Source organism: Blastococcus sp. SYSU D00868 (assembly GCF_054050575.1).
In genome coordinates, this window is the sequence record NZ_JBJGZO010000006.1 from 1 (window position 1) to 21,290 (window position 21,290).

21 protein-coding genes are annotated in these 21,290 nt (G+C 76.1%); 11 read left to right on the forward strand and 10 right to left on the reverse strand.

The genetic code is table 11. The features are described 5' to 3' along the window. The first annotated feature begins 367 nt into the window (after positions 1 to 367). From ACI79F_RS07110 to ACI79F_RS07150, 9 genes are all read left to right on the forward strand, one after another. The gene (locus ACI79F_RS07110; protein WP_456545843.1) at positions 368 to 1,942 is read left to right on the forward strand and encodes an ABC transporter ATP-binding protein; all 1,575 of its coding nucleotides are present in this window, start codon (positions 368 to 370) and stop codon (positions 1,940 to 1,942) included. Further along, complete coding sequence (locus ACI79F_RS07115; protein ID WP_456545842.1) at positions 1,939 to 3,174, forward strand: ABC transporter permease; 1,236 nt, start codon at positions 1,939 to 1,941, stop codon at positions 3,172 to 3,174. The genes ACI79F_RS07110 and ACI79F_RS07115 overlap by 4 nt, the downstream gene beginning before the upstream one ends. Continuing rightward, positions 3,171 to 4,448, forward strand: a complete 1,278-nt coding sequence (locus ACI79F_RS07120; protein ID WP_456545841.1) for an ABC transporter permease — start codon at positions 3,171 to 3,173, stop codon at positions 4,446 to 4,448. The genes ACI79F_RS07115 and ACI79F_RS07120 overlap by 4 nt, the downstream gene beginning before the upstream one ends. Position 4,449: 1 nt before the next feature. Then, complete coding sequence (locus ACI79F_RS07125) at positions 4,450 to 4,905, forward strand: cytidine deaminase (RefSeq protein ID WP_456545840.1); 456 nt, start codon at positions 4,450 to 4,452, stop codon at positions 4,903 to 4,905. Then, positions 4,902 to 6,182: a thymidine phosphorylase gene (locus tag ACI79F_RS07130; protein ID WP_456545839.1), complete on the forward strand. Its 1,281-nt coding sequence runs from the start codon at positions 4,902 to 4,904 to the stop codon at positions 6,180 to 6,182. The genes ACI79F_RS07125 and ACI79F_RS07130 overlap by 4 nt, the downstream gene beginning before the upstream one ends. Positions 6,183 to 6,277: 95 nt before the next feature. Continuing rightward, positions 6,278 to 7,183 (forward strand): ABC transporter ATP-binding protein, encoded by a 906-nt coding sequence (locus ACI79F_RS07135; RefSeq protein ID WP_456545838.1) that lies wholly within the window; start codon positions 6,278 to 6,280, stop codon positions 7,181 to 7,183. After that, on the forward strand, positions 7,180 to 7,995 hold the full coding sequence (locus tag ACI79F_RS07140; protein WP_456545837.1) for an ABC transporter permease: 816 nt from the start codon (positions 7,180 to 7,182) through the stop codon (positions 7,993 to 7,995). The genes ACI79F_RS07135 and ACI79F_RS07140 overlap by 4 nt, the downstream gene beginning before the upstream one ends. Beyond that, positions 7,995 to 9,065: an adenosine deaminase gene (locus ACI79F_RS07145; protein ID WP_456545836.1), complete on the forward strand. Its 1,071-nt coding sequence runs from the start codon at positions 7,995 to 7,997 to the stop codon at positions 9,063 to 9,065. The genes ACI79F_RS07140 and ACI79F_RS07145 overlap by 1 nt, the downstream gene beginning before the upstream one ends. Positions 9,066 to 9,273: 208 nt before the next feature. After that, on the forward strand, positions 9,274 to 10,803 hold the full coding sequence (locus tag ACI79F_RS07150) for a DEAD/DEAH box helicase (protein ID WP_456545835.1): 1,530 nt from the start codon (positions 9,274 to 9,276) through the stop codon (positions 10,801 to 10,803). 60 nt (positions 10,804 to 10,863) lie between these two features. On the opposite strand, the gene ACI79F_RS07155 is transcribed toward ACI79F_RS07150, so the two are convergent. The 8 genes from ACI79F_RS07155 to ACI79F_RS07190 all read right to left on the reverse strand — a co-directional run bounded on the left by ACI79F_RS07155 (position 10,864) and on the right by ACI79F_RS07190 (position 18,573). Beyond that, positions 10,864 to 11,958 carry a hypothetical protein gene (locus ACI79F_RS07155; RefSeq protein ID WP_456545834.1) on the reverse strand — a complete coding sequence of 365 codons (1,095 nt, stop codon included), beginning with the start codon at positions 11,956 to 11,958 and terminating at the stop codon, positions 10,864 to 10,866. A 2-nt stretch (positions 11,959 to 11,960) separates the two neighbouring features. Next, positions 11,961 to 12,650, reverse strand: a complete 690-nt coding sequence (locus ACI79F_RS07160) for a hypothetical protein (protein ID WP_456545833.1) — start codon at positions 12,648 to 12,650, stop codon at positions 11,961 to 11,963. A gap of 94 nt (positions 12,651 to 12,744) precedes the next feature. Next, positions 12,745 to 13,080, reverse strand: coding sequence for a hypothetical protein (locus ACI79F_RS07165; protein ID WP_456545832.1), 336 nt, complete (start codon positions 13,078 to 13,080; stop codon positions 12,745 to 12,747). 66 nt (positions 13,081 to 13,146) lie between these two features. Further along, positions 13,147 to 14,655: a hypothetical protein gene (locus ACI79F_RS07170; RefSeq protein WP_456545831.1), complete on the reverse strand. Its 1,509-nt coding sequence runs from the start codon at positions 14,653 to 14,655 to the stop codon at positions 13,147 to 13,149. A 43-nt stretch (positions 14,656 to 14,698) separates the two neighbouring features. Beyond that, positions 14,699 to 15,571: an aldehyde dehydrogenase family protein gene (locus tag ACI79F_RS07175; protein WP_456545830.1), complete on the reverse strand. Its 873-nt coding sequence runs from the start codon at positions 15,569 to 15,571 to the stop codon at positions 14,699 to 14,701. Continuing rightward, on the reverse strand, positions 15,568 to 17,013 hold the full coding sequence (locus ACI79F_RS07180; protein ID WP_456545829.1) for an aldehyde dehydrogenase family protein: 1,446 nt from the start codon (positions 17,011 to 17,013) through the stop codon (positions 15,568 to 15,570). Before ACI79F_RS07180 ends, ACI79F_RS07175 begins: the two co-directional genes overlap by 4 nt. Before the next feature lies 1 nt (position 17,014). Beyond that, positions 17,015 to 18,010 carry a deoxyribose-phosphate aldolase gene (gene deoC, locus ACI79F_RS07185; protein WP_456545828.1) on the reverse strand — a complete coding sequence of 332 codons (996 nt, stop codon included), beginning with the start codon at positions 18,008 to 18,010 and terminating at the stop codon, positions 17,015 to 17,017. A 56-nt stretch (positions 18,011 to 18,066) separates the two neighbouring features. Continuing rightward, the gene (locus tag ACI79F_RS07190; RefSeq protein ID WP_456545827.1) at positions 18,067 to 18,573 is read right to left on the reverse strand and encodes an SRPBCC family protein; all 507 of its coding nucleotides are present in this window, start codon (positions 18,571 to 18,573) and stop codon (positions 18,067 to 18,069) included. Between the two features lie 65 nt (positions 18,574 to 18,638). On the opposite strand from ACI79F_RS07190, the gene upp reads away from it, so the two are divergent. Both upp and ACI79F_RS07200 read left to right on the forward strand, forming a co-directional pair. Then, positions 18,639 to 19,262, forward strand: a complete 624-nt coding sequence (upp, locus tag ACI79F_RS07195; RefSeq protein WP_456545826.1) for a uracil phosphoribosyltransferase — start codon at positions 18,639 to 18,641, stop codon at positions 19,260 to 19,262. A 3-nt stretch (positions 19,263 to 19,265) separates the two neighbouring features. Continuing rightward, a complete protein-coding gene (locus tag ACI79F_RS07200; RefSeq protein ID WP_456545825.1) occupies positions 19,266 to 20,156 on the forward strand; it encodes a Gfo/Idh/MocA family protein in 891 nt (296 codons plus the stop codon). A 5-nt stretch (positions 20,157 to 20,161) separates the two neighbouring features. Here the strand turns inward: ACI79F_RS07200 and ACI79F_RS07205 are convergent, their stop codons facing one another. Then, entirely contained in the window at positions 20,162 to 20,851 is a 690-nt protein-coding gene (locus ACI79F_RS07205; protein WP_456545824.1) for a TVP38/TMEM64 family protein, read from the reverse strand. Continuing rightward, positions 20,848 to 21,288 (reverse strand): GtrA family protein, encoded by a 441-nt coding sequence (locus ACI79F_RS07210; protein WP_456545823.1) that lies wholly within the window; start codon positions 21,286 to 21,288, stop codon positions 20,848 to 20,850. The genes ACI79F_RS07205 and ACI79F_RS07210 overlap by 4 nt, the downstream gene beginning before the upstream one ends. Positions 21,289 to 21,290: the final 2 nt, after the last annotated feature.

Below are 21,290 nucleotides of genomic sequence, written 5' to 3' on the forward strand. Positions count from 1 at the left end.
CCCCCCCCCCCCCCCCCCCCCCCCCCCCCCCCCCCCCCCCCCCCCCCCCCCCCCCCCCCCCCCCCCCCCCCCCCCCCCCCCCCCCCCCCCCCCCCCCCCCCCCCCCCCCCCCCCCCCCCCCACCCCACCCCCCCCCCCCCCCCCCCCCCCCCCCCCCCCCCCCCCCCCCCCCCCCCCCCCCCCCCCCCCCCCCGCCGGTCTGTCCGGCGCCGGAACACCTCCCGGCGCCGGGAGGCACGGGGGTGCGTCATCATGCGGCGGGGCGGCGCGAGCCCGCCCCCGCCCCGGCGCCGTGGCCGATCCCACGGTCCCGGACCGACGATCGACCGGCCCGCGCACCCGCGGGCCGTACCGAGGGAGAGGGCCCATGTCCGCACCGGTCCGACCACCGGCGTACGGCGGCGCCGACGACGGGGTGGCCGCGCCGGCCGTCGAGCTGCGCGGCATCACCAAGCGTTTCCCCGGCGTGGTCGCCAACCGCGACATCGCGCTGCGGGTCCGCCGGGGCGAGGTGCACGCGATCGTCGGCGAGAACGGGGCCGGCAAGTCGACCCTGATGAAGACCCTCTACGGCGAGCACCGGCCGGACGAGGGCCAGATCCTCGTCGACGGCCGCGAGGTCTCCTTCCGCAGCCCGTCGGACGCGATCGCCGCGGGCATCGGCATGGTGCACCAGCACTTCATGCTGGCCGACAACTTCACCGTCCTGGAGAACGTGGTCCTCGGCAGCGAGCCGACCCGCGGCGGACGGCTCGACCGCGCCGCGGCCCGCCGCCGGATCGCCGAGCTCTCCGACCGCTACAACCTCGGGCTCCGCCCCGACGCGCTCGTCGAGGACCTCGGCGTCGGGGACCGGCAGCGGGTCGAGATCGCCAAGGTGCTGTACCGCAACGCGCGCACCCTGATCCTCGACGAGCCCACGGCCGTCCTCGTCCCGCAGGAGGTCGACGAGCTGTTCGGCAACCTCGCCGAGCTCAAGCGTGAGGGGCTCACGGTCATCTTCATCAGCCACAAGCTGGACGAGGTCCGCCGCGTCGCCGACTCGATCACCGTCATCCGCCGCGGCACCACCGTCGGCGTCGCCGACCCGCGGACGACGACGACCAAGCAGCTCGCCGAGATGATGGTCGGCACGGAGCTGCCGACCCCGGAGACGCGGACCTCCACGGTGCGCGACACCCCGGTGCTCCAGCTGGCGTCCGTGACGGTCGCCGGTGCCGACGGCCGCACGCTGGTCGACGACGTCAGCCTCACCGTCCGGGAGGGCGAGGTCGTCGGCATCGCCGGCGTCGAGGGCAACGGCCAGGCCGAGCTGGTGGACGCGATCATGGGGCTGCGCGCCCTCGCCGGCGGGACGGTCACGCTCGCCGGCGACGACGTCACCGCCTGGTCCACCCGGGCGCGCCGGGAGGCCGGCGTCGGCTTCGTCCCGGAGGACCGGCACCGGCAGGGCATGCTGCTCGAGGCGCCGCTGTGGGAGAACCGGGTCCTCGGCCACCAGACCCGGCCGCCGGCGGCGCGGGGCTGGTTCATCGACCGGCGCTCGGCGCGCGCAGACACCGCCCGGATCATGCAGGAGTACGACGTGCGGGCACCCGGGCCGGACACCCTGGCCGTGGCCCTGTCCGGCGGCAACCAGCAGAAGCTGATCGTCGGCCGGGAGATGAGCGCCCGGCCGCGGCTGCTCGTCGCCGCCCACCCGACCCGCGGCGTCGACGTCGGCGCCCAGGCGGTGATCTGGGGGCTGCTCAAGGAGGCCCGCGCCGAGGGGCTGGCGATCGTGCTCATCTCCGCCGACCTCGACGAGCTGATCGGCCTGTCGGACACCCTGCACGTCATGCTCCGCGGCCGGCTGGTGGCCCGGCTCGACCCCGACCGGGTCACCCCGGAGGACCTCGGCGGGTACATGACCGGCGCGCGCACCGCGGCGGGTGCGGCGTGAGCGGCGGGCTGGGCGCGGCCCTGCGGCGGGCCGGCCTCGCGCTGCTCGGGCCGGCGATCGCCGTCGTCTTCGCCCTGGTCGTCTCGGCCCTCGTGGTCGCGCTGATCGGTGAGGACCCGTTCGAGTTCTTGAGCGTGATGTTCAACCTGGGGGACACCCCGGCCGCCCAGGTGCAGTCGATCGTCGTGATCCTGAACCGGGCGATCCCGCTGTTCCTGTCCGGCCTCGCGGTGTCGATCGGGTTCCGGATGGGCCTGTTCAACATCGGTGTCGAGGGCCAGTACCGGCTGGCCACGCTGGTGGCCGCGGCGGCTGGTGCGGCCGTCACCCTGCCGGCACCGCTGCACGTGCTGTTCGTGATCGTCGTCGCCATCGCCGTCGGGGCCGGGTGGGCCGGCATCGCCGCCGTGCTCAAGGTGACCCGCGGGGTGAGCGAGGTCATCAGCTCGATCATGCTCAACGCGATCGCGCTGGGGCTGGCGGCCTACCTCCTCACCGGCCCGTTCCTCGGCAGCGAGGAGGGCTCGAACATCGTCAACACGACGCCGCTGCCCGACTCGGCGCACGTCCCGCCGCTCACCGGCCTGCTGACCGGGCTGGGCCTGGAGGAGCCGCGGTCGGACCTGTACGGGTTCCTCCTCATCGCCCTCGTGGTCGGGGTGGCCGTGGCCGTCCTGCTGTCGCGGACGCGGTTCGGCTTCGACCTGCGCGCCACGGGCCTGTCGCCGTCGGCCGCCAGCGCCAGCGGGGTCAACGCCCGGACGATGACGGTCAAGGCGATGCTGCTGTCGGGTGCGGTCGCCGGCCTGGTGGGCCTGCCCGAGCTGCTCGGCTCGTCCTACGTGTACTCGACGGAGTTCACCGCCGGCCTGGGCTTCCTGGGCATCGCGGTCGCGCTGCTCGGCAAGAACAGCCCCGGCGGCATCGCCGTCGCCGCGCTGCTGTTCGCCTTCCTCGACCGGGCGGCGCTGCCCCTGCAGTTCGCCGACATCCCGTCGTCGGTCATCACGATCATCCAGGGCACGATCGTGCTCGCCGTCGTCGTCGCCAACGAGATCGCCCGGCGGCTGGCGCTGCGGTCGGCCGAGCGGGGGGCCGCTGCGGTGACCGGCGAGCCGCCGGACACCGGGGGCGGCGGCGGTCCGGTCGCCGCCGGGCCGGCCGGGGACGGGCCGGACGGCGGGCACCGGGTGCGCACCGGACTGCCGGGGACCGAGGAGCCGCGGGCATGACCACGACCGAACCGACGACCTCGGGCACCGGCACGCCGCCGCAGCGCGGCCCCGTGGCCGAGCTGTTCCTCGGCGGCGGGCCCGTCCGCCGTGCCGCCTGGATGGCGCTGGGCCTCATGCTGCTGTTGAGCCTCGCCCGGGTGATCTCCGGCCAGGACCGGCTCACCGCCGCGGCCACCATCTCGCTCGCCCTCGGCCTGACCGTGCCGATCGGGCTCGCGGCCCTCGGCGGGCTGTTCTCCGAACGGGCCGGCGTGGTCAACATCGGGCTCGAGGGCATGATGATCCTCGGCACCTGGGGCGCCGGCTGGGCCGGCTACCAGTGGGGCTGGCAGGGCGCGCTCGTCGGCGGGCTGGTGCTCGGCGCCGTCGGCGGCCTCGTGCACGCCGTCGCCACGGTCACCTTCGGCGTCGACCACGTCGTCTCCGGTGTCGCGATCAACATCCTCGCCGCCGGTGTCGTCCGGTTCCTCTCCGAGCTGCTCTACACCGAGGAGACCGGTGGTGGGCCGGCGCAGTCCCCGCCGATGCGGGGGGACGCCCCGGAGTTCACGGTCCCGCTGCTCTCCGACGGGCTGCGGCACGTGGAGGAGCTCGGCTGGTTCCTGCTCAGCGACGTCGCGGGTGTGCTGCGCGGCCTGGTGACCGACATCAGCTGGTTCACCTTCGGCGTGGTCCTGCTGGTGCCGCTCTCCTGGTTCCTGCTGTGGCGGACGTCGTTCGGGCTGCGCCTGCGGTCGTGCGGCGAGAACCCGGACGCGGCCGACTCGCTCGGCGTCCCGGTCTACCGGTTCAAGTACATCGCGGTCGTCGTCTCCGGCGCGCTGGCCGGGCTCGGCGGCGTGGCGCTCGTCTACTACGCCGACATCTACCGGGAGGGGCAGACCGACGGCCGCGGCTTCATCGGCCTGGCGGCGCTGATCTTCGGCAACTGGCGGCCCGGCGGGCTGGCGGCCGGCGCGGGGCTGTTCGGGTACTCCGACGCCCTCCTGGTGCGCAGCGCCTCCGCGGTGGTCGCGCTGCTGCTGGTGCTCGCGCTGCTGCTGGTCGCCGTCGCCGCCTACCAGCTGTGGCGGCGCAACACGCTCCGCGCGGGGGTCGCGCTCGTCTTCGCGGCGATCGCGCTGACCGGCTACCTGACCATCGACGACCCGAACGGCAGCCTGCTGTCGTTCACGCCGCACCTGGTCACGCTGCTGGTGCTGTCGCTGGCCAGCCAGCGGCTGCGGATGCCCAAGGCCGACGGCCTGGTCTGGCGACGAGGGGAGCACTGACGTGAGCGGAGGGGGCCGCGGGAGCGAACCGACGGCGGAGCCGGAGATCGACTGGGACGCGCTGCGCGCCGCGGCGCGGGAGGCGATGACCCACGCCTACGCGCCGTACTCGCGGTTCCCCGTGGGCGTCGCCGGCCTGGTGGACGACGGCCGCGTGGTCACCGGCTGCAACGTGGAGAACGCCTCCTACGGGCTCGGGCTGTGCGCCGAGTGCGGCATGGTCAGCGACCTGGCCCGCACCGGCGGCGGCCGGCTGGTCGCCGTCGCCTGCGTCGGCGGGGACGGGCAGCCGCTGATGCCGTGCGGCCGCTGCCGCCAGCTGCTGTGGGAGCACGGCGGCGCGGAGATGCTCATCGAGACCGTCTCGCTGGGCATCGTGCCGATGAGCCAGGTGCTGCCCGACGCGTTCGGCCCGGACGACCTGCTGGCGGCCGAGGCGCGGGGGCAGGGCGCGTGAGCGCGCACGACGCGATCGACGTCATCCGCGCCAAGCGGGACGGCGTCGAGCTGACCGCCGACCAGATCCACTGGGTGATCGGCGCCTACACCGCCGGGCGGGTGCCCGACGAGCAGATGAGCGCGCTGCTCATGGCGGTGTTCTTCCGCGGCATGTCGCCGGGGGAGCTCGCCGTCTGGACGCAGGCGATGATCGACTCCGGCGAGCGCAAGGACCTGTCCGCGCTGGGCCGGCCGACCGCGGACAAGCACTCCACCGGCGGGGTCGGCGACAAGACGACGCTGCCCCTGGCGCCGCTGGTGGCCGCCTGCGGCGTGGCGGTGCCGCAGCTGTCCGGCCGCGGGCTCGGGCACACCGGCGGCACGCTGGACAAGCTGGAGGCGATCCCGGGCTGGCGCGCCGACGTCCACGAGGAGGCCTACCTGCGGCAGCTGCGCGAGGTGGGCGCGGTGGTCTGCGCGGCCGGCAACGACCTGGCGCCCGCGGACAAGCTCCTCTACGCGCTGCGCGACGTCACCGGCACGGTCGAGTCGATCCCGCTGATCGCCAGCTCGATCATGAGCAAGAAGATCGCCGAGGGCGCCGACGCGCTGGTCCTCGACGTGAAGACCGGCTCGGGCGCGTTCATGAAGGACCCGGACGCCTCCCGGGAGCTGGCCCGCACGATGGTCGGGCTGGGGGAGGCGGCCGGCGTGCGCACGGTCGCGCTGGTCACGGCGATGGACCGCCCGCTGGGCCGCGCCGCGGGCAACGCCGTCGAGGTCGCCGAGTCGGTGGAGGTGCTGGCCGGCGGCGGGCCGGCCGACCTGGTCGAGCTCACGCTCGCGCTGGCCCGCGAGATGCTGGCCGGCGCCGGGCGGGACGACGTCGACCCGGCCGACGCGCTCGCCGACGGCCGGGCCATGGACGTGTGGCGGCGCATGATCGCCGCCCAGGGCGGGGACCCGGACGCGCCGCTGCCGCAGCCCGCCGAACGGCACGTGGTGACCGCGCCGGCCACCGGCACGCTCACCCGGCTGGACGCCTACGCGCTCGGGGTCGCCGCCTGGCGGCTGGGTGCCGGCCGGGCCCGCAAGGAGGACCCGGTGTCGGCCGCGGCCGGGGTCACCTGGACGGCGACCGTGGGAGAGCGGGTGACCGCGGGCCGGCCGCTGCTGGAGCTGCAGACCGACGACGCCTCGCGCATCCCGCGGGCGCTGGAGGCCCTCGAGGGGGCGGTCGGCGTCGACACCGACGACCGCCCGCTGCCCCTCGTCCTCGACCGGATCACGGCCTGAGCGGAGTCGCTCGGGCGCGCGAACCGCGCTCGAGCGACTCCGCTCGGGGCGGGGTGGCGCCGGTCACGTCGGAGTGCGGAGCACACTGGGTTCCCGTGAGCAGTCCGACCGCGGTCCCGGCGGCCAGCGTGGCGCCGCGTCCCGCCACCCCGCTCGACCCCGACGCGGCGATCTCCGTGCGCGGGCTGGTGCGCCGCTACGGCGAGTTCACCGCGGTCGACGGCCTGGACCTGGACATCCACCGCGGCGAGATCTTCGCCCTGCTGGGCCCCAACGGCGCCGGCAAGACGACGACGGTGGAGATCTGCGAGGGCTTCCGCCGGCGGGACGGCGGGGAGGTCCGGGTGCTCGGCGTCGACCCGGCGACCGGCGGGCGGCGGTGGAAGGCGCAGCTGGGCATCGTGCTGCAGTCCGGCGCCGGCGACAGCCAGCTGACCTGCCGCGAGCTGCTGCGCGCCCAGGCCGCCTACTACCCCGACCCGCGCGACCCCGACGAGGTGCTGGAGCTGGTCGGGCTCACCGAGAAGGCCGGCGTCCGCGGGCGGGCGCTGTCCGGCGGGCAGCGCCGCCGGCTCGACGTCGCGCTAGGCATCGTCGGCCGGCCCGCCCTGCTGTTCCTCGACGAGCCGACCACCGGCTTCGACCCCGAGGCGCGGCGCCAGTTCTGGTCGCTGATCCGGTCGCTGCGCGACCTGGGCACCACGATGCTGCTGACCACCCACTACCTGGACGAGGCCGAGGCGCTGGCCGACCGGGTGGGGGTCATCGCCCGGGGCCGGCTGGTGGAGGTCGCCGTCCCCTCGGTGCTGGGCGGACGGGGGAGCGCGCCCGCGGTCGTCAGCTGGACCGAGGACGGCGCCCGCCGCACGCGGGCCACCCAGGCCCCGACCGCCCTGGTCGCCGAGCTGGCCGCGCGCTTCGGCGGCGAGGTGCCCGACCTGGCGGTGGCCCGCCCGACGCTCGAGGACGTCTACCTGCAGATGATCGGAGACCCGGCGTGACGGCGACCGCGGAACGCGCCCTGCCCTCGGTGGGGTCGGTCTACCGGGCCCGGGCCGGGGTCGAGCTCAAGGAGTTCTTCCGGCAGCGGGAGTCGCTGGTCTTCAGCCTCGCGTTCCCGGTGATCCTGCTCGTCGTCTTCGGGGCGGTGCTCGACTACGACATCGGGCTGGGCATCCCGTTCACCCAGTACTTCATGGCCGGCATCGTCGCCGCGGGCATCCTCGGCGTCAGCCTGCAGAACATGGCGATCTCGATCGCCACGGAGCGCTCCGACGGCACGCTCAAGCACCTCATGGGCACGCCCATGCCGCGCAGCGCGTACTTCGCCGGCAAGGTCGCCCAGGTCCTGGTCACGACCGTGCTGATCCTGGCGATCCTGCTCGCGGTGGGGAACGTCTTCTACGACGTGCCGCTGCCGCGGGGCTCGGACTGGGCGACGTTCGCCTGGGTGACCGTGCTCGGCGCGGCCGCCTGCACGTTGCTGGGCATCGCGGTCTCCAGCCTCGCCCGCAACGGCCGCTCGGCGTCGGCGATGATCACCCCGATCGCGCTGGTGCTGCAGTTCATCTCCGGCGTCTTCTTCCAGTTCAGCCAGGTGCCGACCTGGATGCAGACGATCGCCTCGCTGTTCCCGCTCAAGTGGATGGCGCAGGGCTTCCGGTCGGTGTTCCTGCCCGACGCGCTCGCCGCCGACGAGCCGGCCGGCTCCTGGGAGCTGGACCGGGTCGCGATCGTGCTGGGCCTGTGGTGCGTCGCAGGGCTGGTGCTGTGCGTGCTGACCTTCCGCTGGCAGGACCGGGGGACCGACTGATGCCGCTGACCACCGAGGAGCTCCGCCGCGCCCCCAAGGTGCTGCTGCACGACCACCTGGACGGCGGCCTGCGCCCGCAGACGGTGCTCGAGCTGGCCGACGAGCACGGCTACCGCGACCTGCCGGCCGACGAGGCCGGGGCGCTGGGCCGCTGGTTCCGGGAGGCCGCCGACTCGGGCTCGCTGGTGCGCTACCTGGAGACGTTCGCGCACACCGTCGGCGTCATGCAGCGGCCCGAGGCGGTCCGCCGGGTCGCCCGCGAGTGCGCGCTGGACCTGGCCGCCGACGGCGTCGTCCACGCCGAGGTGCGGATGGCGCCGGAGCTGCTGACCGCGCAGGGCACCCCGATCGAGGAGGCGGTCGAGGCGATCCTCGACGGCTTCGCGGCCGGCAGCGCCGAGGCGGCCGCGGCCGGGACGCCGATCCGGGTCGGCGCGCTGCTGTGCGCGATGCGGCAGGCCGACCGGTGGGACGAGGTGGCCGGGCTGGTGGTCCGCTACCGCGACGCCGGGGTGGTGGGCTTCGACCTGGCCGGCCCGGAGATCGGGTTCCCGCCGGACCGGCACCCCTCGGCGATCGCGCTGCTGGACCGGGCGGGCGCGCACCGCACGATCCACGCCGGGGAGGCCGCCGGGGTGGACAGCATCCGCGCCGCCCTGGACGGAGCCGGCGCCGAGCGGCTCGGGCACGGCGTGCGGATCGCCGACGAGGTCCCCGCCGACGGCCCGCTCGGCCCGCTGGCGCGGCGGGTCCGCGACGAGCGGGTGCCGCTGGAGGTCGCGCCGTCGTCGAACGTGCAGACCGGCGCCTACCCGTCGCTGGCCGGTCACCCGGTGGACCGGCTGTACCGGGCCGGGTTCGTGGTCACGGTCAACACCGACAACCGGCTGATGAGCGGGGTCAGCGCCACCAGCGAGCTCGCCGACGTGGCGGCCACCTTCGGCTGGGGCTGGGACGACGTGCGGCGGGTCACCGAGAACGCGCTGGAGGCCGCCTTCCTCGACCCCGCCGAGCGGGACCGGCTGCTGACCGGCGTCGTCCGTCCGGGGTACGCGGCGCTGCGAGGCTGATCACTCCCGGAATGCCGGGTCGGGGGCCGCTGCTAACCTCGGTGTACCGGCAGTCGCCGGTCATCCTCCCGGACGGTCCGTCCGGGCATGAGCGCATCCGTGCAGATCCTCACCGTCGCCAGACGCGAGCGATCGCCAGTGAGGACGCCGGTCGCCGGTGTCCGCGCACCGCCACGGGACGCGCCCGAGCTGTATCGGAGTCCCACGCTTGACCACGTTCGACGCTGTCGACGTCCAGACCACCCCTGAGATCCCCGCTCCCGAGGACGCCGTCCTCGAGACCACCCCCGAGGCCGCTCCCGAGCCGCAGGGCCCGACCTTCGGTCAGCTGGGGCTGCCCCAGCAGCTGGTGACCGCGCTGGAGCGGCGCGGCATCCGCCACCCGTTCGCCATCCAGGCCTCGGCGCTGCCCGACGCGCTCGCCGGCCGGGACGTGCTCGGCAAGGCCGCCACCGGGTCGGGCAAGACGCTGGCCTTCGGCCTGCCGATGCTCGCCCGCCTCGGCGGCGACGCCCGCCGCGGGCCCCGCTCGCCGCGCGGGCTGGTGCTCGTCCCCACCCGCGAGCTCGCCCAGCAGGTGCACGACAACCTGGCCCCGCTCGGCCAGGCCCTCGGCGTCCAGGTCGCCGCCGTCTACGGCGGGGCCTCGATGTACCGGCAGATCCAGCAGATGCGCCGCGGCGTCGACGTCGTCATCGCCACCCCCGGCCGGCTGCAGGACCTGATCGGCCAGGGCGAGGTGACCCTCGACGAGATCGAGGTGTCGATCGTCGACGAGGCCGACTTCATGTCCGACCTGGGCTTCCTGCCGGTCGTGCAGGAGCTGCTCGACCAGACCCGGCCCGACGCCCAGCGGCTGCTGTTCTCGGCGACGCTGGACGGCGAGGTCGACTCGCTGATCCGCCGCTACCTCAAGGACCCGGCGCGGCACGAGGTGAAGCGGGCGGGCGACGACGCCCCGCCGGCCGAGCACCTCGCGTACAGCGTCGCCTTCCGCGACAAGGTGCCGGTGACCCAGGAGCTGGCCGCCCGGCCGGGCCGGACGATCGTGTTCGTCCGCACCCAGCTCGGCGCCGACCGGCTGGCCGAGAACCTCAAGGCCGTCGGCATCAAGGCCGAGGCCATCCACGGCGGCCTGCCGCAGTCGGCCCGCCGCCGCGCGCTGGAGGCGTTCACCGACGCCCGCAGCCCGGTGCTGGTCGCCACCGACGTCGCCGCCCGCGGCATCCACGTGGACGACGTCTCGCTGGTCCTGCACTACGACCCGCCGGCCGACCACAAGACCTACCTGCACCGCTCCGGCCGCACCGCGCGTGCCGGCGCCGCGGGCGTGGTCCTCTCGCTGCTGCTGCCCGACCAGGTCGGCCAGGCCAAGCGGCGGTTCCGCTCGGCCAAGGTCGACCCGGTGGTCAGCCGCATCCGCCCGGGCGACGCCCCGATCGCCGAGCTCGTCGCCACCGGCGTGCACGTGGAGCCCGTCGAGCGCCCGGTGCGCGAGTCGCGCCGGCCCTCCGGCGGTCACGGCGGCCCCGGCGGCCGTCGTCCGCGCCGGGACGGCGACCGGCCCCGCCGCGACGGCGACCGGCCCCGCCGCCCCTACGGCGAGCGGTCCACGGGCGAGCGCTCCGAGCGCCCTCACCGCGAGCGTCCCGCCGGCGACCGCCCCTACGGCGGCGACCGCCGGTCGAGCTCGTACCGCGGCCAGGGCCGGCGCCCCGGCTCGCACGTCGCCGAGTAACACCTCCGCACCACCGCGAACGGCCGGTCCCGGGATCCCCGGGGCCGGCCGTCCGTCGTCCTACCGGGTCAGCGCCTCGTCGAGGACCCCGCGGTCGACCGCCTCGAGGAACGACGGGAGCCACGGGCGCGGGATCCGCACCCAGCGGGGCCCTGCCGCGCCCTCGGCCCGGAAGACGTACTGCCACCAGGTCGCCGTCTCGAGCTCGACGCGCAGCCTCGGCCGCTCCCGGGTGGCCAGGTCCAGGGGCCGGACGGCGCGGCGCGGCGGGTCGGGATCCGCCGGCGCCGAGCGCTCCGCCGGCAACGGGGAGCGGCCCGTCACGACCGCGTCGAGTGCTGCCAGGTCCGCGGGGTGCAGCAGGTCGGCGAGGCGTCCCGCGAGCAGGTCCACCGCCGCGCGCAGGTGGTCCCCGGCCCGGACGGGGCCTTCCGCCCGGTCACGCAGCACGGCGGCCCGGCTCTCGGCGTACAGATCCGGCCCGAACGCCGTCCGATCCACATAGGTCCCGAAGCGCTGCCGCGACGGCTCCGTGCGGACCGCGAGCCGCGGCGGCAGCCCGGCACGGACCCTCCGGGAGCGGGCGGCCGCGGCGCACAGCTCAGCGGCCGCGAGCGTCACCGCGACGGCGAGGCGCAGCGGCCGGCCGGTCGCGTACTCCCCGCACACCTCCAGCCGGCCCGGCCGCGGTCGGACCAGCATCCCGGGTGAGGCGGGACCCTCCAGCAGCAGCATGAGCGCCGGAGACAGGTGCGCGACGAGCAGCGTGGCGGCCCGCCGGACGTCGCGGTCGGGCACGGACACGCTCACGTGCGTGGAGAAGCCGGCGAGCGCGTGCCCGTCGGGCAGGTGCGCCGAGAGGAACCCGCGGCCGGCCTCGGTCCAGGCGTACAGCTCGTCCACCGCGCCGGGGCCGACGGCGACCGGCGGTGTGACCACCTCGGCCTCGGCGCCGTCCGCGGTGACCACCCCGCCCCAGGCGCCACGGTGGGCGTGCGGGTCCCCGGGGTCGAGGCGCCGTCCCAGACCGAGGCCGTCGACGAGGACGCGGAAGTCCACCGGCCGCCCGCCGGCGAGGACGGCGTACTCGTGCTCGACACCGCAGACCGGCCGGTCGTCGGCAGCCAGGAGCGCGGTGAAGGAGCTGCCGGTCACGGTCAGACGGAGGCGAAGGAGGTGTCGTAGACGACGAAGTCGCAGACGCTGGTGCCGCCGTCGAAGCCCAGCGGCGCGGGGTGCTGCTGGACGGCGGTGCCGCTGAGCCGGTCGCCGTCCACGGCCACCTCGACGACGGTCCGGACGGCGCCGCACTCGGGCCAGGGGCGCCCGAACGCGGACGACTCGAACTGCCCCGTGTACCCGGACCCGGTGGGCGTGAAGGCGACCTCGTCGAGGCAGACGTCCTCGGCCCGGCACAGCCGCACGGTGCACGGACCGTCGCCGTCGCACGCGCCGGTCAGGACGAAGGTGCTGGGGAAGCTGCTGCCGACGGTGACCCGGTCCTCGAGTCCCGGCGCGGCCCGGACGGCGGTCACGGTGAACAGGACCTCCACCCGTCGCGTCCCGCCGACTGCCACGTCGGCCCCGCTGCCGGAGGTGTCGGCCGTCCCGCCGGGACCGGCGGCAGTGACGCCGCGCGAGGGCGACGCCGCGGAGTCCCCGGCGTCGCCGCCGCTCGCGGAGACCACCACGACGGCGACGAGCACGACCAGGAGCACGGCTCCGGCGACGAGCGCGGGGACGCGCCACGGGTGCGGACGGCGGGCCGAGGTGCGGCCCTTGTCGGCACGGCCGCCCGGCTCGCCGGCCAGCCGCCGGCCCGTGACCGGGTCGCGCTCGACCGGCACAGCGGACCGGGCCGGCGGTGGCGCGTCGAGCAGCTCGGGGCGGCCGGCACCGCGCGACCGCGCCCGACGCCCGGTCGGCCGGGTCACCGGCGGGTCACCGGGGGTCGCCGGGGGCTGCCCCGCGGTCGTCGTCCGGGTCCCGGCGGCCGAGCAGGCCGCCGCCGACGTGCCAGCCGCCGCCGTCCTGCGGGCCACCGGACGCCGCGTCGGCGGCCGCGCCGCCCTTCGTGCCGAACGGGTCCGCGGCCGAGTCCGGCGCGAGGGCGCCGCCCTCGGCCCTGAGCGCCGGGATGTCGGGGGAGTGGGACCCCTTGGCCGTCGCGCGGCCCGGCCCCTTGACGTCGGAGGCGGCCGGCCCCTTGACGTCGAACCCGGCGTCCCCCGCGAGATCCGCCGCGGAGACGGCCGGCAGGTTCCCCTTCTCACCCATCAGCGCAGCTCCCGCCGCCGGGCCGCCCCGGTCGGGCGGCGGTCGCGGGAGTATGCCCGACGGCGCTCAGTCGTGGAAGACCAGCGCGCCCTCGACCGCCCGGACGACCTCGTCCCAGTCGGCACGCACCGCGGCGGCGTCCTCGGCGCGCAGCGTGGCCTCGGGCTCGCGGTCGGCGCGGGCCAGCGCCCGGCCCAGCGGCGCCGGCGGGGTGAGCAGCTCGTCGACCCGGGTCAGCCGCGCGTACTCGGCGACGTCCCGGACGCCCTCCACCGGCTGCGCCAGCGCCGAGTGCGTCACCAGGCCGGCGGCGCCGTCGGCCACCTCGGCGAGCACCTCGGCCAGCTCGGTGAGGTCGTAGCGGTCCTGCTCGGCCGGCAGCGGGGGCGTGTCGGTGGTGGCGACCTCCGGCCAGGAGGCGATGCCGGTCAGGTCGTGCTCCTCGTCGCCGGCGCAGAAGCGGGCCAGCTCCGCCGGGGTGGCGAACAGGTAGACCTCGCCGTCGCGGCCGAGGAAGCGGGCCTCGTCCTCGACGTAGCAGCGCAGGGTCAGCCCGGCGCCCTCCGGCACGACGAGCTCGACCGGCAGGATCCCCACGCCCTCCCAGAACGGCGCCGCGGCGGCCACCGCGGCGGGGGAGGCGGTGATCCGGCTGCCGCCGCGGATGGCGCTGGTGCCGGCGGCGGCCGCCGGCGCGGCGGAGGCGCCCCCGGCCGGTGCCGTCGCCCGTGCCGGCGCCCGTGCCGCCGTACCGGCCGCAGCCCCGGCCGCGGCCCGGGCCCCGGCGGTGTCGCCGGCGGCCTCCTCGTCGAGTTCGTCGTCCTCGGGCTCGTCGTCCTCGTCCGCCTCGGCCGCGGACGGGTAGTCCTCGACGCGGACGGTGCCGGCGCCGGTCCAGTCCAGGTGCGCCGACAGCTCCTCGATCACGTCCTCCCACAGCTCGTCGAGCGCGGAGCCCATGCCGACCCAGGCGTCCTCCCCGGCGCGGCCGGCGAAGGCGTCGACGCCCAGGCCCAGCGAGCCGACCTCGGGGCGGGAGACCAGCTCGGCCAGCGCGGCGAACTCGCCGCCGCGCCAGGCCGTGGCCGTCTCGGGGTCCCGCTCCACGTCGACGTCCGGGTCGAACTCGGGGTCGTCGTCGGTGGGGGTGTCACCGGCGAACTCGTCGTCGTCCTCGTCGTCGCTGGTGTCCAGGCACTCGGCCAGCGCGCGGACGATGTCGATCGTCGCGGCGAGCTCCTCGACGGCCCAGCGGTCGGGGTTCTCGGCGGCGATGTCGTAGACGCCGTCGAGGTCGTAGCGGTGGTCGTCGTCGGGGGTCAGGTCGGCCGCGCCCAGCCCGGTGACGACCGGCCACACCGGGTGGTCGGCCAGGTCGTGGTCGCTGGCGGTGCGGCAGAACGTCGCCAGGGCCGCCGGGGTGGGGAACAGGTGGACGCGGGCTGTGGCGCCCTCGGTCGTGCCGAGGAACGCCTGCCACTCCTCGCCGTCCTCCTCCCACGGCGGCGCCCAGAGGGTGTATCCGGTGCGGTCGTCGAGGGTGAGCGCGATGGGGACGATGCTGGGCCTGGCCACCCGCCCATCCTGCCGGGTCGGGCCGGGAGCGCGCCCGGGGGTTCTAGAACCCCTTCGGGTGCCACACCGTCTTGGTCTCCAGGAACGCCCGCATGCGGGTGAGCCCGGGATCCGCCGTCCAGTCCGGCTCCTCGGCCGGCGGGCGCAGCACCCGCTTGATGCTGCCGGCCGCCTCCCGCTCGAACTCCATGGCCCGCTCGGCCGGGGCGCCGGTGAGGTCGATGGCGTCGACGTCGTCGTGCTCGGCCAGCCAGGGCCCCAGCTCGGCGGCGTCGCCCGTGAGCAGGTTGACCACCCCGCCGGGCACGTCGCTGGTCGCCAGCACCTCGCCGAGGGTCACCGCGGGCAGCGGCCGCTTCCGCGAGGTGACGACGACGGCGGTGTTGCCGGCCGCCAGCACCGGCGCGAGCACGCTGACCAGGCCCAGCAGCGACGACCGCTGCGGGGCGAGGACGGCGACCACGCCGGTGGGCTCGGGCAGCGAGAAGTCGAAGTACGGCCCGGCGACCGGGTTGGCGCTGCCGAGCACCGACGCGAGCTTGTCGGTCCACCCGGCGTACCAGACCCAGCGGTCGACGGCGGCGTCGACGGCGGCCCGCGCCCGGCCGGAGGAGAGCCCCTCGCCGGCGGCGACCTCCTCGCAGAACTGCGTGTGCCGGCCCTCCATCACCTCCGCCACCCGGTACAGCACCTGACCGCGGTTGTAGGCGGTCGCGCCCGACCACTTCGGGAAGGCGCCGCGGGCGGCCACGACGGCGTCGCGGGCGTCCTTGCGCGACGCCCACGCGGCGTTGGCGAGGAACCCGCCCTTGGCGTCGGTCACCTCGTAGGTCCGCCCGGACTCCGAGCGGGGGAACGCGCCGCCGAGGTACAGCTTGTAGGTCTTGCGGACCGCGAGCCGCTCGCCGCCGATCACTGCTCGTCTCCTGTCGAGAGGTAGGCGGCCAGCCCGTGCCGGCCGCCCTCGCGGCCGTAGCCGGACTGCTTGTAGCCGCCGAACGGCGACGTCGGGTCGAACTGGTTGAACGTGTTGGCCCACACCACGCCGGCGCGCAACCGGTCGGCGATCGCCAGGATCCGCGAGCCCTTCTCCGACCAGATGCCGGCCGACAGGCCGTAGGTGGAGTTGTTCGCCTTGGCCACGGCCTCGTCCGGCGTGCGGAAGGTGAGCACCGACAGCACGGGGCCGAACACCTCGTCCCGGGCGATGCGGTTGGCGGTGGAGACGCCGGTGAACACCGTCGGCGGGTACCAGAAGCCGCGGTCGGGCAGGTCGCAGGCCGGCTGCCAGCGGGTGGCGCCCTCGGCCTCGCCGACGTCGGACAGCTCCCGGATCCGGGCCAGCTGCTCGGCGGAGTTGATCGCGCCGAGGTCGGTGTTCTTGTCCAGCGGGTCGCCGACGCGCAGCGTGCCGATCCGCCGCTGCAGGGCCGCGATCACCTCGTCGTGCACGTTCTCCTGCACCAGCAGCCGCGAGCCCGCGCAGCAGACGTGGCCCTGGTTGAAGAAGATGCCCTGCACGATGCCCTCGACGGCCTGGTCGATCGGGGCGTCGTCGAAGACGATGTTCGCCGCCTTGCCGCCCAGCTCCAGGGTCAGCTTCTTGCGGGTGCCGGCGACCGCCCGGGCGATCGACCGGCCGACCTCGGTGGAGCCGGTGAACGCGACCTTGTCGACGTCGTCGTGCTCCACCACGGCCCGCCCGGTCTCGCCGGCGCCGGTCACGATGTTCACCACGCCCGGCGGCAGGTCGGCCTGCCGGCAGACCTCGGCGAACAGCAGCGCGGTCAGCGGGGTGGTCTCGGCCGGCTTGAGGACGACGGTGTTGCCGGTGGCCAGCGCCGGGGCGACCTTCCACGCCAGCATCAGCAGCGGGAAGTTCCACGGGATGACCTGCCCGGCCACGCCGAGCGGCCGCGGGTCGGGGCCGAGGCCCGCGTGGGCCAGCTTGTCGGCCCAGCCCGCGTGGTAGAAGAAGTGCGCCGCGGCCAGGGGGACGTCGACGTCGCGGGACTCGCGGATCGGCTTGCCGTTGTCCAGCGACTCCAGCACGGCGAACTCCCGCGCCCGCTCCTGCAGCAGCCGGGCGATGCGGAACAGGTACTTGCCGCGGTCGGCCGGGCGCATCGGCCCCCAGACGCGGGTGAACGCCCGGCGGGCGGCCCTCACCGCGCGGTCGACGTCGGCCTCGGTGCCGACGGCGACCTCGCTGAGCACCTCCTCGGTGGCCGGGTTGACCGTCTTCATGGCCTCCCCGGAGCCGTCGACGAACTCGCCGTCGACGAACAGGCCGTAGGAGGGGGCGATGTCGACGATCGAGCGGGACTCGGGGGCGGGGGCGTACTCGAAGACGCTCATGTCAGTCCACCGAGACGTGGTCGGGGCCGGAGTAGTGGCCGGTGCGGAGCTTCTGCCGCTGCAGGAGCAGGTCGTTGAGCAGGCTGGAGGCGCCGAGGCGGAACCAGTCGGGGGAGAGCCAGTCGGGGCCGGCGGTCTCGTTGACCAGCACGAGGTGCTTGATCGCGTCCTTCGTCGTCCGGATGCCGCCGGCGGGCTTGACGCCGACCTGGCGGCCGGTCGCGGCGCGGAAGTCGCGGACCGCCTCGAGCATCACCAGGCAGACCGGCAGCGTGGCGGCGGGGGAGATCTTGCCGGTGGAGGTCTTGATGAAGTCGCCGCCGGCCAGCATCGCCAGCCAGGAGGCGCGGCGGACGGCGTCCAGGGTGACCAGCTCGCCGGTCTCGAGGATGACCTTGAGGTGCGCGTCGCCGCAGGCCTCCTTGACGGCCACGATCTCGTCGTAGACGTCGAGGTAGCGGCCGGCGAGGAAGGCGCCGCGGTCGATGACCATGTCGATCTCGTCGGCGCCGTTGGCGACGGCGTCCCGCACGTCGGCGAGCTTCACCGCGCGGCTCGCGCGGCCGCTCGGGAACGCGGTGGCGACGGCGGCGACGTGGATCCCGGTGCCGGCCAGCGCCTCCCGGGCGACGCCGGCCAGGTCGCCGTACACGCAGACCGCGGCCACCGGCGGGCAGGTGGGGTCAGCCGGGTCGGGGCGGCGGGCCTTGGCGGCCAGCGAGCGCACCTTGCCGGGGGTGTCGGCGCCCTCGAGGGTGGTCAGGTCGACCATCGAGATCGCGGTGTCGATCGCCCAGGCCTTCGCCGTCGTCTTGATCGACCGGGTGCCGAGCACCGCGACGCGGGACTGGGCGCCGACCTGGTCGACGCCGGGCAGGCCGTGCAGGAAGGCGCGGAAGGCCGAGTCGGAGCGGGTCACGTCCGCGTACGGCGCCGGGGGCTCGCGCCGCGGCGGGGTCCCCGCCGTCGGGGCGTGCGGGTCGAGCACGTGCGTCATGCGGGCCATCATCCCCTGCGGCGGGCCCTGGTCCGACCCGCGGCCACCCGCCCGGGTCAGGAGGTGGGGACGGCGGCGAACTGGGCGCGCAGGGCCTCGAGGTTGGCGCGCATCTGCGGGCGCATGTCGCGGTGCTGGGGGAGCAGGGCGCCGGCCAGCGCGCGCAGCGGCCGCGGCAGGGGGCGGGTGATCGCGTAGGAGTGGGTGACCCGCGTGCCGCCGTCGGCGGGCTCGAGGTCGTAGCGCCAGGTGGTGGAGTCCGGGACGACCGCGGTGGGCAGCGTGCGGAAGGCGAAGGCGCGGCCGGGCTCGGCGGCGAGCACCTGGCAGCGGCGCGACCAGCGGGCCGCCCAGCCCGCCCGGTTCGAGCCGCGGAAGGTGGCGCCCACGGTGCCGGGCGGTGCGCCGGGGAGCCAGACCGCCCGGTGGCACTCCGGGCTGCGCTCGCCGATGCGGGTCACGTCCGCGACGACGGCGTAGACGGCCGCGGGGTCGCCGGGCACCACGACGTCCACGCTGCCCGAGGTGCGCCACGGGCGGCGGGTCCGGGGGCAGGGGGTCACGGCCGGACACGGTCGCCGAGGAGACCGCGCTGGTCAACACCCACCGGGTCGCTACGGTGGCGCCCGTGCAGCTGACCGTCGTCGACCACCCGCTCGCCCGCGCCCGCCTGTCGCACATGCGCGACGAGCGGACCGACAACGCGAGCTTCCGCGCGGCCCTGCGCGACCTCACCCAGATGCTGGTCTACGAGGCCACCCGCGACCTGGCGGTGGCCGAGGAGCCGATCACCACCCCGGTGACGACGACGACGGGCTACCGGGTCGCCGCCCCGCCGCTGATCGTCCCGGTGCTGCGGGCCGGGCTCGGCATGGCCGATGTCGCGCACCGGATGCTGCCGGAGTCGCAGATGGGCTTCGTCGGGCTGGCCCGCGACGAGGAGACCTTCCAGCCCAAGGCGTACATGGCCTCGCTGCCGGAGACGCTCGTCGGCCGGCACGTGTTCGTGCTCGACCCGATGCTGGCCACCGGCGGGTCGCTGGTGCACTGCTGCGGCCTGCTCACCGAGCGGGGCGCCACCGAGATCACCGTGCTGTGCGTGCTGGCCGCGCCGGAGGGGCTGCGCCGGCTGGAGGAGAGCGGGCTCCCGCTGCGGGTGTTCACCACCAGCGTCGACGAGGGGCTCAACGACAGCGCCTACATCGTGCCGGGCCTCGGCGACGCGGGGGACCGCCAGTTCGGGGCGGTCTGAGCCGTGCGCTTCGCCGTGCTGGGCACCGGGTTCTGGGCCCGGGCGGTGCACGCGACCGCGCTGGCCGCCCATCCCGACGCCGAGCTCGTCGCCGTCTGGGGCCGGGACCGGCGCAAGGCGGCCGAGGCCGGCGCGGAGTTCGAGGTGCCCGGCACCGACGACCTCGACGCCGTCCTCGCGCGGGCCGACGCGGTCTCGATCGCGCTGCCGCCGGACGTGCAGGCGCCGCTGGCCGAGCGCGCCGCGGCGGCCGGCAAGCACCTGCTGCTGGAGAAGCCGACCGGGCTGAGCCTGCCGGTGGCCGACCGGCTGGCAGCCGCCGTCCGGGAGGCGGGCGTGGCCTCGGTCGTGTTCTTCACGATGCGCTTCCAGCCGGCGACCTCGACCTGGCTCGCCCAGGCCGCCCGCACCCGGCTCGAGGGCGGCGCGGGCAGCTGGCTGGGCTCGATCGCGGGCTCGCCGTTCGCCGCCTCCCCGTGGCGGCAGGAGCACGGCGCGCTGTGGGACGTCGGGCCGCACGCGCTGTCGCTGCTCGTGCCGGCGCTCGGGCCGGTGGTCGCGGTGCAGGCCGCCGCCGGGCTGCGGGACACGGTGCACCTCGTGCTGCACCACCCCGGCGGCGTCGCGAGCACCGTCACCGTCTCGCACACGGTGGCGCCGATGTCGGCGGGCGTGGAGTTCTACGTGCACGGCGACGCCGGCCGGCTGGTGCTGCTGCCGCAGCAGGACGCGGCGGTCGAGTCGTTCACCGCCGCGGTCGGCGAGCTGCAGGCGGCGGCGCTCACCGGCGGGGCGCACCCGCTCGACGTCCACTTCGGCCGGGACGTCGTCGCCGTCCTCGCCGCCGCCGAGCGCGCGCTGGCCACCGGCTGCCGGGAGGCCGTCGCGTCCTGACCGGGTCAGCGGCGCCGGCGCCACCACAGCGCGAGCCCGCCCGCGACGAGCAGCGCCGCGACCGCGGTGCCGGTCGCGGCCGGCGTGGCCAGCGCGTCGGCCAGCCGGTCCAGGTGCTGCACCGAGGCGCCGGCGCCCACCTGCAGCACGGTGCTGGGCACCAGGCCCAGCGCGGTCGCCGCCACGTACGGGCCGGGCCGGACCGCGGAGAGCCCGGCCGCGTAGCTGACCACGGAGAACGGCGCGGCGGGGAACAGCCGCAGCGTCAGGACGGTGCCGAAGCCGCGGGTGTCGAGGAACCGGTCCGCGCGCGCCAGCCGCGGGCCGGCGAGGGCCGCCACCGCCGGCCGGCCCAGCAGCCGGCCCAGGGCGAACGCGCCGAGCCCGCCGAGCAGCCCGCCGGCCAGCGAGACCGCCAGCCCGGTCCAGAAGCCGGCGACCAGCCCCGCGAGCACCGACAGCGCGGTGCGGGGGACCGGCCCCAGCAGCGCGGCCCCGATCCCGAGGGCGAGCAGCGCCGGGCCGGCGGCTCCGGCGCCGTCGAGCCAGTCGCGGGCGGAGTCGACGGCGGGCAGGTCGACCGCGGCGACCGTCGCGACGCCCCCGGCGACCAGCACGGCGAGCGCCGCGGCGCGCAGCCACGCCCCTCGGCCTCGCTGCGGCGGCGCGTCGCGGGCAGCGAGGTCCTCGGTCACGTCCGGAAGACGACGAGGCGCAGCATCACGAAGTTGACCGCCGTCCCGAAGCCCTGCGACAGCGCCCAGGCCAGGGTGATCCGCCAGCTGCTCTCGGGCAGCACGGCCAGCGCCAGGGCGTTGACGCCGAGGATGACGAAGAACGTCGTCCCGTACAGGAGCGCGAAGCCGGTCGCCCGCCGGGCCGAGCCCTCCACCCGGAAGGCCCAGCGGCGGTTGAGGACGTACGCCGTCGTGGTGCCTGCGACGAAGCTGAGCGCCCGGGCGGCGGTGGTGCCCAGGCCCAGGTGCAGGGCCAGCGTGTAGACGCTGAGGTCCACGACCGCGCCGAGCAGGCCGACGACGACGAACCGCACGAGCTGGTCGAGCAGCCCGCGGCGGCCGCCGGCCGCCTCGTCAGGAGCCGTTCCCGGTCGGTCCGGGTCGCGTTTCAGCACGA